Source organism: Flavobacteriales bacterium, assembly GCA_016699575.1.
Taxonomy (GTDB): Bacteria; Bacteroidota; Bacteroidia; order Flavobacteriales_F; family PHOS-HE28; genus PHOS-HE28.
In genome coordinates, this window is record CP064979.1 from 717,388 (window position 1) to 735,355 (window position 17,968).

General features: G+C 60.2%; 6 protein-coding genes. 4 read left to right on the forward strand and 2 right to left on the reverse strand.

Annotation, left to right across the window (positions count from 1 at the left end; all coding sequences use genetic code 11):
• The first annotated feature begins 44 nt into the window (after positions 1–44).
• Complete coding sequence (locus IPJ76_03165; protein ID QQR87237.1) at positions 45–3,323, forward strand: hypothetical protein; 3,279 nt, start codon at positions 45–47, stop codon at positions 3,321–3,323.
• 1 nt (position 3,324) lies between these two features.
• On the opposite strand, the gene IPJ76_03170 is transcribed toward IPJ76_03165, so the two are convergent.
• Positions 3,325–3,582: a hypothetical protein gene (locus IPJ76_03170; GenBank protein ID QQR87238.1), complete on the reverse strand. Its 258-nt coding sequence runs from the start codon at positions 3,580–3,582 to the stop codon at positions 3,325–3,327.
• Positions 3,583–3,587: 5 nt separating this feature from the next.
• The gene (locus IPJ76_03175) at positions 3,588–4,286 is read right to left on the reverse strand and encodes a sigma-70 family RNA polymerase sigma factor (protein QQR87239.1); all 699 of its coding nucleotides are present in this window, start codon (positions 4,284–4,286) and stop codon (positions 3,588–3,590) included.
• Positions 4,287–4,303: 17 nt separating this feature from the next.
• Between IPJ76_03175 and IPJ76_03180 the strand changes: the two genes are divergently transcribed.
• The 3 genes from IPJ76_03180 to IPJ76_03190 are packed head-to-tail and all read left to right on the forward strand — an operon-like array spanning position 4,304 to position 17,915.
• Positions 4,304–14,803 carry a gliding motility-associated C-terminal domain-containing protein gene (locus IPJ76_03180; GenBank protein QQR87240.1) on the forward strand — a complete coding sequence of 3,500 codons (10,500 nt, stop codon included), beginning with the start codon at positions 4,304–4,306 and terminating at the stop codon, positions 14,801–14,803.
• A 3-nt stretch (positions 14,804–14,806) separates the two neighbouring features.
• Positions 14,807–15,724 carry a type IX secretion system membrane protein PorP/SprF gene (locus IPJ76_03185; protein ID QQR87241.1) on the forward strand — a complete coding sequence of 306 codons (918 nt, stop codon included), beginning with the start codon at positions 14,807–14,809 and terminating at the stop codon, positions 15,722–15,724.
• Between the two features lie 7 nt (positions 15,725–15,731).
• Complete coding sequence (locus tag IPJ76_03190; GenBank protein ID QQR87242.1) at positions 15,732–17,915, forward strand: PKD domain-containing protein; 2,184 nt, start codon at positions 15,732–15,734, stop codon at positions 17,913–17,915.
• Positions 17,916–17,968 lie beyond the last annotated feature (53 nt).

Consider the following 17,968-nt stretch of genomic DNA (forward strand, 5'->3'; position numbering starts at 1 on the left):
CGGCGATCTTCTAGTTTCACGGACCTGTCCAATATGCCAAGGCCATGAAACAAAGAACGATCCTCCTGTGTCTGTCATTGGTGTGCGCATCGACCAAGGCCATTGGCCAAACAGCTACGCTCGATGAGAACTGGTGGGTTACCGATGGAGCCGTATTCGACATCGTATTGGATCCGATCAACGACCGGGCATACCTCGGCGGCAGCTTTTCAACGGTCGGCCCAGCGCTGTCCTTCGGGGCCAAGATCACCTATCCGGGCACCGCACCGGATCTGGCGTACGACAAACCGAACGGCCGGGTGCTCACCGTCATTTCCGACGGGGGCGGTGGTTGGTACATCGGAGGCACGTTCAGCGAAGTAGGCGGGTTGCCCCGGAACAAGATCGCCAAGCTGCTTCCGACCGGCGGGGTCGACCCCGATTGGGACCCAGCGATATCCTCTTCGATCACGGGTGTTTACGCCCTAGCGCTCGATGCAGGAGGGAACCTGTTCGTCGGTGGTGAGTTCAATTCGCTCGGGGGTTCGAATCGAAGGGACCTGGTCAAGATCCCATCCGGGAGCAGTGCCGCTGACGCGACGTTCCCGGAGAATGGAAGTGGGACCGGCGATGTACGAGCTCTATTGGTCGTTGGCTCAACGCTGTACGTGGGGGGCTCGTTCAACAACATCGGCGTCAGGCAGCACTTGGCGAGGATCGATCTGGCAAATGGCACGGTCGATCCTTGGGATCCTCAACCAAGCGGGGTGGTGCGTGCTTTGGCTTGGTCCGGGACAACCTTGTACGCTGGCGGTTCCTTCAGCACGGTGGGGTCCCCGGCTGTTGCTCGACAAGGGGCGGCCGCATTCGATGCTGCTGGGGATCCGACAGCGTGGGATCCGAGCGCATGGGGTTCTGTTCACGCCGTTCTGCCCAGCCCTCAAGGGATATTCATTGGAGGCGACTTTCCCTTTGTGAATTCCTCCGGAACCAATGTCCCCAGGAGCATGGTTGCGTGCGTTGACCCGCTTACAGGTGTGGCTACTACTTGGGCTCCAGCAGATGCCAACGAAGGCGAGGTACGTGGGCTGTCGATGTTCAATGGATCCCTTTTGGTTTCGGGTGAGTTCAACGGTTCCTTCGGGGGCCGGGCGAGCGTTGTCGCACTTGACCCAGTGACCGCAGCGCTTGGTTCTTGGGACCCGGTCATAGGTGGGCCGGTTGATGCGTTGTCGACTTTCAACAACGACCTCTACGTGGCAGGCAATTTCTCAACGGTCGGTGGTGTTCGTAGGCACGGTCTTGCTGCCATCGACCTGACGACGGGCCAGGCAACGGCTTTTGGCGCAGCCGGCGTATCAACGCCCAATGGTGCCCCGGCCGGGGGGGTTACAGCGCTCCACCTTGAAGGTCCGGATCTGTTCATCGGCGGTCAATTCACGCATGTGGCGGGAGCACCAAGGGCCTCGCTGGCCGCTTTGGACGTGACCAGCGGCAACCTGTTGCCATGGGCACCCACCACCACCGGTCCCTTCGGGGGCGGCGATGTGCGGGCGTTCTGCAAGCATGGCAGCGTGCTTTACGTGGCCGGTTGGTTCGACTCCTTGGGAGGATCGCCCCGCAGCAATCTTGGCGCTTTCGATCTTCAGGCATTGTCCAACACACCTACGGCCTGGGCACCTGATCCGGACGGACCTGTTCTCGCGCTCATCGCCGACGGCACTCATCTTTACGCTGGCGGAGGGTTCAGCTCCGTTGGTGGGGCGGCCATGCAGAACTTGGCGAAGCTCGATCCGAACCTCAGTCCACAGAACGTCTGGGGCAGTGGGTGCAACGGCGTTGTGAGGACATTGGCCTTCGGTGATGGTACGTTGTACGTGGGCGGCGATTTCACGACCCTTGGGGGTGCCGGGCGGGCGAACATTGGCCGGGTGGACCCGGAAACCGGGATCGCTGACAGTTGGTTCGCGAGCGTCTCAGGCTCCGTCGGTCGGCTCTCGCTGCATTCCACCGGAGTGTTGGCCTGTGGCAGTTTCGAGTTCGCCAACGGAGCCTACACCCCCGGGCTTGTGTTCCTCGGGCGAACGTCGGCCGCTGCCGCTGGTGTCGATTTCCATCTTTCGACCGGCACGGTCATCAACTCTGCAGCGGTCCTGCCTGACGACCGCGTAGCATTCGGCGGCGCGTGGTCCGCCGACGGGCGGAACAACTTGGGCTTCCTGACCTTGTCCTGCACTCCTGTTCCATCCTTCGCTGACCTTGACGGAGATGGTTTCGGGGATGGCTCCGGTCATTTCCAGGATGGCGCGTTCGGTTGCACCGTACCGCCGGGATACGTACCGACCAACTCCGATTGCGACGACACCAACGCGGACATCAACCCGGGATCACTTTGGTACGAAGACTTGGACGGCGATGGCTACGGAAGCTGGACGACCGAGGTGATGCAGTGCGAGGCACCTCCGGGCTACATCGACACTCCGACGGATTGCGACGACACGGACCCGCTCATCTTCAATGGTCACGCTTGCGATGATGGCGACGTTTTCAACGGGCAGAACGACTTCATACACGCGATCACTTGCCTCTGCCACGGTGACGCCACGGTGATCGATCTGCGCACCAACCTTCAAGGACCCTACGATGGGAATTCCGGGCTCATGCGCGATGATCTGCGGAGCGCGGGTCTTGTGCCGACCATGGAACCTTACACTGCCGCCGGGTACAACTTCACCTTGGGTGCAGGTGCCTTCGTATTGCCTTCCGTGCTGGCGGTTGCCGGATCCTCAGCGGTGGTCGATTGGGTGGTCGTGGAAGTGAGACAGGGCGAACCACCTCACGCCATCCAGCATTCGCGACCAGCGTTGCTCCTGCGCGATGGACGTGTGGTGGAACTGGATGGAACATCCATGGTGAAAGTGCCGTTGGTACCCGGAAATTGGGAAGTCGCTGTTCGGCACCGGAACCACCTCCCTGTCATGTCCGCCGGGACTTACAGCAGCACTTTCCCGAATGCGACGGTGGACCTGACCCTTGCGTCGACCGCTACCTATGGTACAGAAGCACGCTGTGCTCTGCCTAATGGCGTCTTCGGCCAGTGGCAGGGCAATGTGCTCCCGGACAATTCGCTGAAGTACACTGGTTCCTTGAACGACCGTGACCCCATCCTGATCGCCGTGGGCGGCACGATCCCTACCGCTACCATTAGCGGCGTCTACTCGAACAGTGACAGCAACATGGACGCCACCATCAAGTACACTGGCGCTGGGAACGACAGGGACCCCATCCTGATCAACATCGGAGGAACCGTGCCTACCGCGCAACGCCAAGCACAGACGCCCTGAATCACGGGGCCTCCTCAGGGATCGGCCGGTCGCCGGAACCGGGCTGCTCGTCGTTCACGGTCCGTGAGATGAGCACGGCCAACAGCACAACAAGCAGGATAACGAGAAATACTTTGGGGTCCTTGTAAAGCGGCCGCTTGTACAGAGGCTTGGTCATGCGCTGGTAGTTGTACACCAACTTGCCGAAGTCGGCATAGCGTGCCACGTCCGCGTCCGAGGGAACCGCTGCGTTGTCCACTATGCGATATTCCTTGCTCATGGCGCTCAGCTCGATCGTGTGCGTTTCGTCATGTATTCGCGCAATGTCTTCAGTACACGGTGCGTGCGCATTTTGGCCGCCGCCTCCGCAACGCCCAGCACTTGGCTCATTTCCAGGAAACTGAGCCCATCGAAGAACCTCAATTCGATCAGCATGGCTTGTCCGGGGGCCAATCTCGACAATGCCGACGACAGCACGCTCATCACCTCGGGGTCCAGCGACCTGTCCACCTCTTGGTCTTCGGAGCCGCTCAATAGCAAGGCCGATGCCTGCGGGGTGGTCACTTCCATGTACTGCTTGCCCTTGTGCTTGCGGAAGTGCATGAGCACCTCGTTGAGCGCAATGCGGTACAACCACGCCTTGAAAGGCAGTCCCCTGCCCTCATAGCGACCTATGGCACCCATGGCCTTCAAGAACACTTGGGAGGCCAGGTCGCTGCACAGATCACGGTCGTGCACCCGCTTGAGGATGAAGAGGAAAATAGGCTTGTGATAGCGGTGATAGAGCGGTGAGAACGCGGCAGGATCCGTACGGGCAGCGGCGATCCACCCCTCTTCCTCAAGCCTTTGCGGATCGTTCTCCACCGTACGGTCAATGCGCTGTTCGCTACGAAGTAACGGGGAGGCCCCATCCAAGTCCGGAACCCGGACGTACGACTTGCCGTTGAAGCACACGCTGAAGTGGCCCGGACACCCGCCCAGCATCCGAAAAACTTCGATAAATGCCCATTGCTCTAAGGCATTTCAGGACCCTGTTGCGTCATTCGGCGCTCCTTCTGCTCCTTGGCCCGCCCTTGAGCGGAGGTGCCCAGACCTATCCGTGGAACTGGGCCAAAACGCTTGGTGGCACACCTTCGAGCGGTGATGATGCAGCGAATGACGTCGCTTTCGACCCGAACGACCAATCCCTTTATGCGGTCGGGGCGGTGGATGGAACCAACCCCCTGAACACCGGCATGGCCCTAACGGCCCAGGATCAAGCCTTCCTGTGCAAATACAATGACGCAGGCTCGCTTCAGTGGCAGGTGCAGATCGGTGACGGTGGGGAGGACAAGGCCACCGGTGTGGCCGTCAGCGATGACGGGACGGTTTACGTGGTGGGCACGTTCACCGGCAGCGCCCAGTTCTTCACCTCGGGCAGCGTTACAGCGATCCTCTCCTCGCTTTCGAGCGGGGGTACGGACATATTCTTAGCGGCGTACGATCCAACCGGTGGATTCTTGTGGGCCTACACCATTTCCGGGCCTGACGATCAGGACATGCCCTCCGTGGCTGTCGACGCCACGGGCATTGTTGTGGCCGGGCGAACGAAAGGATATGCAACCGCCAACGGGGCTTTGTTGAGCAGCCGGAACACGCCCGGGACGCTTCAACTGTGGTTCAGCAACGATGAAAACGTCTTCTTGGCGCGCTATGCACCGAACGGGACGATCCAGTGGATGAACACGGCCAGGAGCACCGGCAACGGGGATGACCTGGTCGCCAACGTGGCCAGCAACGGTTCGTTCATCGTCACCGGCCTTCGTGCAGCAGGGCCCACCGTTGAATGGTGGCAACCGTTGTCCATGGTGCACAGTTCGTCAAGCGGTACGGAAAACGACACCTACATCACCGCCTTCGAATTGGACGGAACCCATCGCTGGACCCGGCCCTTGACCAATACATCCCCCACCGACCTCGGAACCCCTTCGGTGAACATGGCCTGCCAGGGAGTGTACGTCACTGGGCAGTGCAACGGCACCACCTCCTTCGCCCCATTGACCGGCCCTTCGGGTTCACCGACCGACAACTACTTCTATCTCGCCAAGTTGAGCGAGACGGCCGGTACACCACTGCAAGCAACGTTCGGTGCGTCGCAAACGAGCAACGAGTTCATCGGAAGGGATATCGCCGTTTCCCCGAACGGGGCCGTGCTGGTTTGTGGTTCGTTCAAGGGCAACGTGAACGTTGGTGCTTCAACATTGAGCGGCACGGGAAACGCCGACAACTTCGTTCTGACCTTCCGTCCGTCCGGCCAGCTCATCGCGCACCAAGCCGTACTGAGCACCGGTTCCGCCATTTGCGGTGCCATTGCCACAAGCCGCACCGGTGGGCTTGCCTTGGCCGGCACGTACGATTCTGACCTCGTCTTCGGGGCCGCGTCCCTGACAAGCTTGGGCGGTGATGACGGGTTCATCGCGTTCGCGAACATGGGCCTTCGGTTCGCTGGACTTCAGGACCCCTCCATCTGGAGGAACCTTCCTTCGGGGACCTGCGCAGGCAATACAGTGGACCTATCGAGCCTGCTGTACCAACCCACGGTGACCTACGCCGATGCCTTCTCTCCAAGCATGTCGGGGGTTGGCAACGCCGCTGGTGCGTTGGGCGCTTCTGACGCAGCCTACGCAACACTGACCGGCGCTACAGCCACACTGGTGCTTGACCTCACGGATACCGTGCCTGCGGGGGAACTCCTGCAAGTGCGCTTCCGACGCAATGGCATGAGCGCTGGTCCAACACCCGTGCTCAACATTTCAGTTGGCATGACCGCCGCCGGTCCATGGGTGGCTTGCGGATCGGTGAACACTTCGAATGCGTTCATGACCTGGAAGACCGTTGCGACCACCGCACAAGGACGGTTCGTGAGGCTTCAGCAGACCGCCGGCTCGACCGCGGGCGATGTCGATTGCGTGAAATCGATGTTCGGCAGCTACGATTTCGGTACTTGGACCGTCAGCAATGGAACATTGGTGGGGACACAATGGACCGCGCCGATCGCATCTGGCACGGTAAGCCTGACCTACACGGTACCGACGAACTCAGGTGGATGCACCAAGAGCACAACGAAGCCGGTCACCGTTCAAGCTCCATCGCTCGGTGGCACGCTTACGAGCAATTCCCCCGTTTGCCCGGGGGGAACGGTGGATCTCGTCCTCACGGGACATCAAGGCTCTTCTCTCGATTGGATGGCCAGCCCTGACGGGGTATCCTGGACCAACGTCGTCAACAATACCGCCACGCACTCCATCAACAACCTGACGGGCGACCTGCAGGTTGCAGTGAGGGTAACGAATGGTGCATGTCCGAGCGCAATGAGCAATACGCTCACGGTCGGAACGGCTGACACACAGGCTCCTGACCTGGTGATGCCGAACGACACAACGCTTTACGTGAGTGCCACCAACTGCACGGTGCAGTTCAACTACATGGTGTCGGCCACGGACAACTGCGGCTGCGTGGCTCCCCCGACACCTGTTGGCAGCCTGTACATCGGCACTATGAACGGTAGCAACTACTACCTGTTCACCAATCCAACGACGCGCGATGCGGCACATGTCCAGGCTCTTTCAATGGGCGGCCATTTGGCTTGTATCGGTTCAGCCACGGAGAACCAATTCCTTGCTGACGCGGGCGATGCCAACGGGTTCTCCGATTGGTGGATCGGGCTGAACGACGAAGCGACCGAAGGCACGTTCGTTTGGCCGAACGGGGAGCCGATGGTGTTCGACGCGTGGTTGGCCAGCGAACCAAGTGACACTGACGGCACAGCCGATGGAGTGGTCCAGTCGAGCAGTGGATGGAACGACAAGAACGTCGGCGAACAACTGCCCTACATGGTCGAAGTTCCCTGCGGCAACCTCACCATCAGCTGGAATGCCGGACCGTTGAGCGGAAGTTTGCTCGGTCCGGGCACATACGACATTGCTTGGAAAGCCGAGGACGGCTGGAACAATACGCTCGACACCTTCACGGTGACCGTACTGGACACCGTGCCCCCCGTCTTCTCCAATTGTCCGGGAAACGACACGTTGGTGCTCGCTGGTCACGACTGCACGCTCGGGTACGTGTTCCCCGTGATCCATTCCACGGACGGCAACGGTTGCGACCCCGACACCGAGGCGGAATACGAGACGTACGTGCTGATGCACGACAGCAGCACGTACCTCGACGTTTCCGGTTGGGCGAACATTACCCTGTCCCGTGGTACGCACCGCTTCCGCGAAGTGCATCGCGATGATCACTGGAACTCGGCCGCCTGCGAATGGCAAGTGGTTGTAGTGGACAGCATGTACCCGGAGATCACGTGCGCGCTCACCGATTCCTTCCACGTATACCTGGGCGCTGGCTGCCAGGTGGCCTTCCCTGATCTAACCACGTACGTGACCGCAACGGACTGCAACGGCGCTACCATCGACATGGAGCCTGATGCATTCACCATGTTCTATGGGGATACGCTCGTTAACATGACCATGTGGGTGAGCGACAGTTTGGGCAACGGCACGTGGAACAACCACACCATTTGGATCCACAACGACGCACCCCCAACGATCGTTTGCCCGAATGACACGGTACTGCAAGCCGACCCTTTGACCTGTAGCGCCCAACTGCTGGCCGAACCGCTGGCGGTAAACGGAATCTGCGGTGCAGTATGGACCTCGAGCATTCCCAGCGGAACATATCCTCCGGGCGAGTATACCATAACGCTTACCGCAACCGGTGGAGGGAACTCCGACGCGTGCACGTATACAGTGCTGGTGCGCGATACGCTTGTCCATTGCTCAGGCGCCATATCGTTCACTGCCACGAATGCCGGCGACTGCACCACAAGTGTTCTGCTTCCACCGCAGGACAGCACGACAGTGGACCTTTGTGGCCCATTGACCTGGGCGGGTGCAACGCACAGCGACGGGGCGTGGGCGGTTAACGACACCACGGCGGTGACCTACAAGGTCATCGACGCCGCGGGCATTCCCCACTACTGCGTGTTCGACGTTGTCACCATGGGCACCGGACTTCCGGACCTTGCCTATCCAACTACCGTCTGCACGAACGAAGGAACCGTAGCACCGACGAACAGCATGCCGTTGAACGGCGTGACCTACACCTGCATCAATTGCGCAGGGCTTGTCAGCAGCGATGGATCGTTCGATCCGGCCGTCCTTGGACCAGGCACATGGACCATAGCTGTTGACGCACCATGCTTCTCCCCCGAAGCGGACACGGCTACAGTGACCGTGGTGGCATCGCCCGATCCATCTCCTGGCAACTATGGCCCAGTATGCTCGCAGAACGGCGCTTTCACGTTGAACGGAACACCGGTCGGTGGTACTTGGATCGGCACAGGGGTGACCGGAAACACGTTCGATCCGTCCGTTGCGGGACCCGGCTCCCATACGATCGGTTATGTGAGCACGGGCGTGGGAGGATGTACGGCAACAGCCTCTACGATCATTGTCGTGAACCCCACACCGAGCGTACCCGTCATCTCAGCAAGCGGCCCAACGACCTTCTGCGACGGCGGTAGCGTGACCCTTACCAGCAGCAGCGCAACGGGCAACCTCTGGAGCAATGGGGCCACGGCACAGAGCATCAGCGCAACGGCTAGCGGCAATTACTCCGTGACCGTCACCGATGGCAATGGCTGCAGCGCGACGAGCACAGCACTGTCGACCACAGCCACACCCGTACCAACCGCATCTGTCAGCTATCCTGGTTCTGCATTCTGTACGGAAGGGACGTTGGTGACGCCAACCATCAGCGGCACGGCGAGCGGAACCTTCAGTGCCGACCCGACCATCAGCACGCTGGATGCCTGGACCGGGTCTTTTCTTCCGGGGTCAACCACGGCAACCAATTACACGATCAAGTACAAGTGGTCGGCAACCGGTGGCTGCCCCGAAGATTCCATCATGATGCCGATCGAAGTCCATGACGCTGTGTGGTCGGGCAACAACGGTGACACCTCATTGTGCATGTCCGCCACTTGGTTCGACCTGAACACGCTGATCACATCAGGCGCGAACCCAGGCGGAACCTGGAAGAAGAGCACGGGCCTGGTACTGCCCGGTGGTATCGTCGACCCCTCCGTTGCGACACCAGGCACGTACACCTATTGGTACATCACGCACGGAACGCCCCCCTGCACGGATGACACAGCGGCATTCTCGATAACCTATGTCGCTGTCCCGAACGCCGGATCGGACGGTGCATTGAACATCGTATGCTCTGATGCTCCCGTAAGTCTGTTCGATCAACTCGGCGGCACTCCTTCCCCGGGAGGAAATTGGTCCGGTCCGAGCACGGTTATCGGCAACGCGTTCGATCCAGCCACGATGCAGGACGGAACCTACACGTACAGTGTGCAGGCCGGCGCTCCGTGCTCGAGTGTTTCAGCAGAAGTCATGGTTTCGGTCGCTCAACCGACAGTGACGCTTCAGTATGCGTCGAACACGTTCTGTAAGGACGGAAGCACCGTTTTCCCGACTGTCGCCTCACCAATGGTGCTAGGGGCGGAGTTCCTGGCTTCAGCGGGCGTGGCCATCGACGCGAGCACAGGAGCGATCGACCTTGGCTCAAGTGATGTGGGCGGCCCTTACCCCATTGGGTATGTGATCGGTGATGGCTGTGTGAACAGCGGCTGGTTCTGGCTGACGATCACAGCGCCGGGCGTATGCGGATGTGGTGTTCCTGGAACGGACACCGACACGGACGGCACTGCCGACTGCGTTGACGGATGCCCTGCCGACCCGAACAAGATCGCCCCTGGTACCTGTGGTTGCGGGGTGGCTGATACCGATACCGATGGCGATGGCAACGCGGACTGTATCGACACGTGCGACAACAGCACCGACGGTCAGGCCTGCGACGACAACGATCCGTGCACCATCAACGACGTGTTGGCCAACTGCGTATGCGCGGGTACGCCTGCCGGTGACAGCGACGGTGACACGATCTGCGACCCCATCGACACGTGCGACAACAGCACCGACGGTCAGGCCTGCGACGACAACGATCCGTGCACCGTCAACGACGTTCTGACCAACTGCGTGTGCGCGGGTACGCCTGCCGGTGACAGCGACGGTGACACGATCTGCGACCCCATCGACACGTGCGACAACAGCACCGACGGTCAGGCCTGCGACGACAACGATCCGTGCACCATCAACGATGTGTTGGCCAACTGCGTATGCGCCGGTACGCCTGCCGGTGACAGCGACGGTGACACGATCTGCGACCCCATCGACACGTGCGACAACAGCACCGACGGACAGGCCTGCAACGACAACGACCCGTGCACCATCAACGATGTGTTGGCCAACTGCGTATGCGCCGGTACGCCTGCCGGTGACAGCGACGGTGACACGATCTGCGACCCCATCGACACGTGCGACAACAGCACCGACGGTCAGGCCTGCGACGACAACGATCCGTGCACCATCAACGACGTGCTGACCAACTGCGTGTGCGCGGGTACGCCTGCCGGTGACAGCGACGGCGACATGATCTGCGACCCGATCGACACGTGCGACAACAGCACCGATGGCACCGCCTGCAACGACAACGACCCCTGCACCATCAACGATGTGCTGACCAACTGCGTGTGCGCGGGTACGACCGACAACACCGACAGCGACGGCGACGGCACCGCCAACTGCAACGACGGCTGCCCTAACGACCCGGACAAGATCGCCCCCGGCATTTGCGGTTGCGGAGTGAGCGATGTGGACACTGACAACGACGGTGTGGCCGATTGCGTTGATGCCTGTCCGAGCGGCATTTCCGGCAGCAGCACCACCGCCAGCGATTGCAGCAGCTATTTCTGGAGCATCAGCGGGCAGACCTACAACCAGAGCGGCACCTACTTCCACACCGTTGGTTGCAACACCGATACCCTGGTCTTGACCATCGCCGGAACCACCGGCAGCAGCACCACCGCCAGCGATTGCAGCAGCTATTTCTGGAGCATCAGCGGGCAGACCTACAACCAGAGCGGCACCTACTTCCACACGGTTGGTTGCAACACCGATACCCTGGTCTTGACCATCGCCGGAACCACCGGCAGCAGCACCACCGCCAGCGATTGCAACAGCTACTTCTGGAGCATCAGCGGGCAGACCTACAACCAGAGCGGCACCTACTTCCACACGGTTGGTTGCAACACCGATACCCTGGTCTTGACCATCGCCGGAACCACCGGCAGCAGCACCACCGCCAGCGATTGCAACAGCTACTTCTGGAGCATCAGCGGGCAGACCTACAACCAGAGCGGCACCTACTTCCACACGGTTGGTTGCAACACCGATACCCTGCTACTGACCATCGACGGAACGACCGGCAGCAGCACCACCGCCAGCGATTGCAACAGCTACTTCTGGAGCACGAGCGGGCAGACCTACACCGGTAGTGGCACCTTCACCCACACCGTCGGCTGCAACACCGATACCCTGGTCTTGACCATCGCCGGAACCACCGGCAGCAGCACCACCGCCAGCGATTGCAGCAGCTATTTCTGGAGCATCAGCGGGCAGACCTACAACCAGAGCGGCACCTACTTCCACACGGTTGGTTGCAACACCGATACCCTGGTCTTGACCATCGCCGGAACCACCGGCAGCAGCACCACCGCCAGCGATTGCAACAGCTACTTCTGGAGCATCAGCGGGCAGCCCTACAACCAGAGCGGCACCTACTTCCACAGCGTTGGTTGCAACACCGATACCCTGGTCTTGACCATCGCCGGAACCACCGGCAGCAGCACCACCGCCAGCGATTGCAACAGCTACTTCTGGAGCATCAGCGGGCAGACCTACAACCAGAGCGGCACCTACTTCCACAGCGTTGGTTGCAACACCGATACCCTGCTGCTGACCATCGACGGAACGACCGGCAGCAGCACCACCGCCAGCTATTGCAGCAGCTATTTCTGGAGCATCAGCGGGCAGACCTACAACCAGAGCGGCTCCTACTTCCACACCGCTGGCTGCAACACCGATACCCTGGTCTTGACCATCAACGGAGTTACGGGAACGTCGACCTCTGCCAGCGATTGCAACAACTACTTCTGGAGCATCAGTGGTCAGACTTACACCGCTAGCGGCACCTACACACACACCATCGGTTGCAACACCGACACCTTGGTGCTGACCATCAACGGAGCTACGGGAACGTCGACCTCTGCCAGCGATTGCAACAACTACTTCTGGAGCATCAGTGGTCAGACTTACACCGCTAGCGGCACCTACACACACACCATCGGTTGCAACACCGACACCTTGGTGCTGACCATCAACGGAGCTACGGGAACGTCGACTTCTGCCAGCGATTGCAACAGCTACTTCTGGAGCATCAGTGGTCAGACTTACACCGCTAGCGGCACCTACACCCACACCGTCGGCTGCAACACCGACACCCTGGTACTGACCATCAACGGAGCTACGGGAACGTCGACCTCTGCCAGCGATTGCAACAACTACTTCTGGAGCATCAGTGGTCAGACTTACACCGCTAGCGGCACCTACACACACACCATCGGTTGCAACACCGACACCTTGGTGCTGACCATCAACGGAGCTACGGGAACGTCGACTTCTGCCAGCGATTGCAACAGCTACTTCTGGAGCATCAGTGGTCAGACTTACACCGCTAGCGGCACCTACACCCACACCGTCGGCTGCAACACCGACACCCTGGTACTGACCATCAACGGAGCTACGGGAACGTCGACCTCTGCCAGCGATTGCAACAGCTACTTCTGGAGCACCAGTGGTCAGACTTACACCGCTAGCGGCACCTACACACACACCATCGGTTGCAACACCGACACCTTGGTGCTGACCATCAACGGAGCTACGGGAACGTCGACTTCTGCCAGCGATTGCAACAGCTACTTCTGGAGCATCAGTGGTCAGACTTACACCGCTAGCGGCACCTACACCCACACCGTCGGCTGCAACACCGACACCCTGGTACTGACCATCAACGGAGCTACGGGAACGTCGACCTCTGCCAGCGATTGCAACAGCTACTTCTGGAGCACCAGCGGGCAGACCTACACCGCTAGTGGGACCTACACCCACACTGTCGGCTGCAACACCGACACGCTGGTGCTGACCATCACCGGAACCACCGGCAGCAGCACCACCGACAGCGATTGCAACAGCTACTTCTGGAGCACGAGCGGGCAGACCTACAACCAGAGCGGCACCTACTTCCACACCGTTGGTTGCAACACCGATACCCTGATGCTGACCATCGGCGGGACGCCGGACGCAACCTTCTTCTACAGCAACAGCACCTTCTGCCAGAACGGTTTCGACCCCATCACGAATCCGGTCACTCCAGGCGGGGCGTTCACCAGCGCTCCCACAACACTGGTGATGGATGCCCTCGGAACGATCGATCTTGATGCATCACCACTGGGGACTTACTCGGTGCTCTACACTGTGGAGGTGGGTGGTTGCACGGGAGTGCACACCGAGAGCATCACCATAGACACGGTACCTGCCGCCGATTGGACCAGTCCGGGCAGCGTGTGCGACGGCGTTGCTCCGTTGGACCTGAACACTCTTCTGAACAACGGAAGCGCCACGGGTGGCACTTGGTCCGGCACCGGAGTGATCGGCAACATGTTCAACCCGAGCGGGATGCTGGGACTCGTCGAACTGACCTACACCGCAACGCTGGGCAATTGCTCCTCGAACGGTATCGGTTACGTCAACATCACCCCTGCGCCGGTTGCCAATGCCGGTCCCGATGCAGAAGTGTGCGGGCTTGAGCACCAGATGGCTGCCACACTGCAAACCGCAGTTGGTATATGGACCTCGCTCACGGGTGGGACGATCGCCGACACATACTCCCCGAGCACGATGGTCGGCGGCATCTCAGGTGTGCACCACTTCTTGTGGACAGTTGGCGATGGTCAGTGTTATTCAGCCGACAGCGTGCAGATCACTTTCCAAGATCCCGCTGTGGTACCGACCGTGGACGCCGGGCCCGACCAACACTTGGATGTGATCGACCACACTGTGCTGCAAGGCACCACCGATGGCACTGCATGGCTGTGGAGCTTGGCTTCCGGCAGCGGCAATATCACCGATCCAGCCATGCTCGTTTCCGAGGTATATCTGCTCGGTCTTGGCGCAAACACCTTCATTCTGAGCGCAAGCAATGGCCCGTGCCCCGCCGTTTCGGACACAGTGCTCATCACGGTGAACGAATTGAGCATACCCACCGGGTTCAGCCCCAACGGCGATGGTGTGAACGACGCTTTGGTGATACCCGGTATCACGGAATACCCCGAAAGCCGCATTGCGGTGTTCGATCGCTGGGGCCGGAAGGTCTATGAGGGCGAAGGCTACAGGAACGACTGGACCGGTCGCGAGCTACCGGACGACACCTACTTCATGGTCCTGAACATAACCGAGGGCCGCACGTACGACGGCTACCTGATCATCAAGCGCTGACCGATGGTGAAGTGGATCGCATCAACCCTGGTGTGCTTGTGCGGGCTTTCGGCCATAGCGCAACACACTCCGCTCACGAGCCAGTACCTGTTCAATGGGCTGCTCATCAACCCTGCGTACGCGGGTAGTCGCGATGCGCTGGCTGCCAACCTGACCTGGCGCAACCAATGGGTGGGCATTGAAGGCGCTCCCGAAACGCAGGTACTGAGCGTGCACGCCCCCCTCAACCGCAGGAAGATGGGCCTCGGGCTGATGATCATCAACGACCGCATCGGGGTGAGCCGCGAGACAGGCATCTTCTTCAACTATGCATACCGCATCAAGTTCAGGAAAGGCCGTCTGAGCTTCGGCCTTGGGGGTGGCCTCAGCATACTCAAGGCTGAATGGACAGAGGTGCGCACCACGGAACAAGGCGATGCACTATTCGCGCAGAACACGCCGAGCGCCCTGCAACCCAACTTCAGTGCCGGGGCCTTCTACTACAAGAAGAAGTTCTTCATGGGGGCCAGCGTACCCTTTTTCCTCAGCCACCGTTACAACGCCGATCGCAACAACTACAGCGTAAGCAACGACGTGCGCCAATACCAACCGATGCTGACCGGGGGCTACGTGTTCGACCTGAACCGTAAGTTGAAATTGAAGCCCAGTGCACTGCTGCGCTATCAATACGGCGGTGCGGTCCAAGGCGACCTGAGCGCCAATCTCATCATCCGCGAGAAAGTTTGGCTGGGCGCCAGCTACCGCAGTGGCGATTCGTTCGTAGGCATGCTGGAGGTGCTGCCAAAGCCGCAACTGCGCTTCGGCTACAGCTACGACATGGGCATCAGCAGCATCACCCCCTATCACAGCGGCACCCACGAAGTGATGGTCCAATACGAATTCGGCTACCGCATCAAGATCCGCGACCCGCGTTACTTCTGACGATCACATGTTCCGCCCCACCCTCCTCACCATCATCGTTCTTTGCGCTGCGTTCCGCGCGGCCGCACAGAACGTGGCGTATTCGGTGAGGCCGTTGGAGCTCTCTCCAGCAGGCGTGGACTTCGCGCCCATGATCGTGGACAGCAGTTTGGTCTTCGCAAGTCTCCGTGAGCGCGACCAGCTCGTGGGGTACACAAGCGAAGAGACCGGCAGCCCCCTCAGCGACCTATATCGCGTTCGTCTGCGCAACGGTGTGCCGGGCAAGCCATTCCCCTTCGGCGAGGAGATCAATACGGAAGTGAACGACGGCCCGGCCGCGCTCACGGACCGCAACAAGCTCATGTGCCTTACGCGCAACCTGAAGCGGGCGCGGGAAATGGACGGCGAAGAGGGCGACGAGAACATCGGGCTCTTCTTCAGCGAGAAGAAGGACGGCGGTTGGGGCAAAGTGAAAGCCTTCGAGCACAACGACCCGGCCTACAACGTGATGCACGCCGCATTCACGGCCGATGGCAGCCGCTTGGTCTTCGCCAGTGACATGCCGGGAGGGAAAGGCGGCACCGACCTGTTCATCACGGAACTGCACGGCGACAAGTGGAGCAAGCCTGTTGCGCTGGACGCGTTGAACAGCAAGGACAACGAGCTGTTCCCGTTCATTGATGATGATGGCAGGATCTACTTCGCGAGCAACCGCAGTGGTGGCGAAGGCGGTTTGGACATCTGGTGCGCAAAGGCCAATGGATCAGCATGGGGTACGGCCGAAGTCCTCCCCGCCCCGATCAATTCACCCCGCAACGACCTCGGCTTCACTTGCTATCCCGGTGGCATCAGCGGTTATTTCAGCAGCAACCGCGACGGCGACGACCGTATCTACCGCTTCGACCGGTTCGTGCCGCTCTTCGTGGATTGCGCAGTACAGCAGGAGAACAACTACTGCTACACCTTCGAAGAAAACGCCAGCTTCACCGAGCGTGGTTTGCCCCTTCGTTACGAGTGGAACCTCGGTGACGGCACGATCATCCCCGGGCTGAAGGCACAGCATTGCTTCAAAGGGCCTGGCGAATACACCGTTGCGCTCAACTTGGTGGATACCGCCAGTAGATCGGTCTTCTTCGAGGAGGGACGGTACAAGCTCATCATCGAAGACATACACCAGCCGTACATCACCATCATTGACTCGGCCCGAACAGGACGCGAAGTGCGCTTCGATGCCAAGGAGACCTATCTGCCTGAGCTGCGCATAGCGGATTGGAAGTGGGACTTCGGCGATGGCGCGCAAGGCGAAGGCAGCAACGTGCTCCATGCCTACGACAAGGCCGGCGATTACACCGTGAAGCTCGACGTGCTCAGCCGCCCCGATGCCGAGGGCGTGATCCGCAACCGCTGCATTGCCCGCAACATCACCGTCATCGATCGTTTCAAGGACCGTTTGGATGCACCGGTGGATGTCGAGTACCTGGCAGCGAACGGTGAAACGCGTGAGTTCACCTACAAGACGTTGGCCAACGACGAGTTCCAACTTGCCGTGAGCGAAGGCGAGGATGTCCGCTTCAGTGTTGAACTCCTGCGGAGCCGGGAGCGATTGGACCTGAACGACCCGCGCTTCGCGGAGATCCGCAAGTACTATCCGGTGATCGAGCGGTACGACCCGGTTTCGGCAACATATACCTACAGTGTTGGCGAGGCGAAGAACCTGGGCGAGCTGTACGAAGTGTTCGCCAAGGTGAAGCAGCTCAAGTACATGGACGCCATGGTGATGGCCGTGGAGATGGAGAAGGTGCTCGACATGAGCCAACTGGCCAACCTGGACGCCCAACAGTTGAACAACAGTGTGCTGCGTGTCAGCAACGTGCTGTTCGCCACCGGAGCGCACACCTTCGAGCCGGTATTCGAGGAGCAATTGCACCAAGTGCTCCGGCTGGTGAACAAACACAGTGCACTGAACCTCGTCATCGAGGCCCACACGGACGACCAAGGCAAGACAGACTTCAACATGAAGTTGTCCCAGCGCCGAGCACAGAGCGTCACCGATTGGTTCCTGACCCATGGTGTGGCCAAAGACCGTATCGTGGCGGTAGGCCATGGCGAAAACAAGCCCATTGCCGCCAACACCGACGAACTGCATCGAAGCCTGAACCGTCGCGTGGAGTTCCGACTGGCCCTGGACGAGGACCAGCAAGCCAACAAGTGATCTCGGCGGTCCGGCGGGACTTCCGCACCGTGTGCTGCTTGGGGTAAGCAACG

Bases quoted from the DNA above. Each gene is read 5' to 3' on its own strand.
- IPJ76_03165 (QQR87237.1), top strand. From the start codon at position 45: ATGAAACAAAGAACGATCCTCCTGTGTCTGTCATTGGTGTGCGCATCG.
- IPJ76_03170 (QQR87238.1), bottom strand. From the start codon at position 3,582: ATGAGCAAGGAATATCGCATAGTGGACAACGCAGCGGTTCCCTCGGAC.
- IPJ76_03175 (QQR87239.1), bottom strand. From the start codon at position 4,286: ATGCTGGGCGGGTGTCCGGGCCACTTCAGCGTGTGCTTCAACGGCAAG.
- IPJ76_03180 (QQR87240.1), top strand. From the start codon at position 4,304: ATGCCCATTGCTCTAAGGCATTTCAGGACCCTGTTGCGTCATTCGGCG.
- IPJ76_03185 (QQR87241.1), top strand. From the start codon at position 14,807: ATGGTGAAGTGGATCGCATCAACCCTGGTGTGCTTGTGCGGGCTTTCG.
- IPJ76_03190 (QQR87242.1), top strand. From the start codon at position 15,732: ATGTTCCGCCCCACCCTCCTCACCATCATCGTTCTTTGCGCTGCGTTC.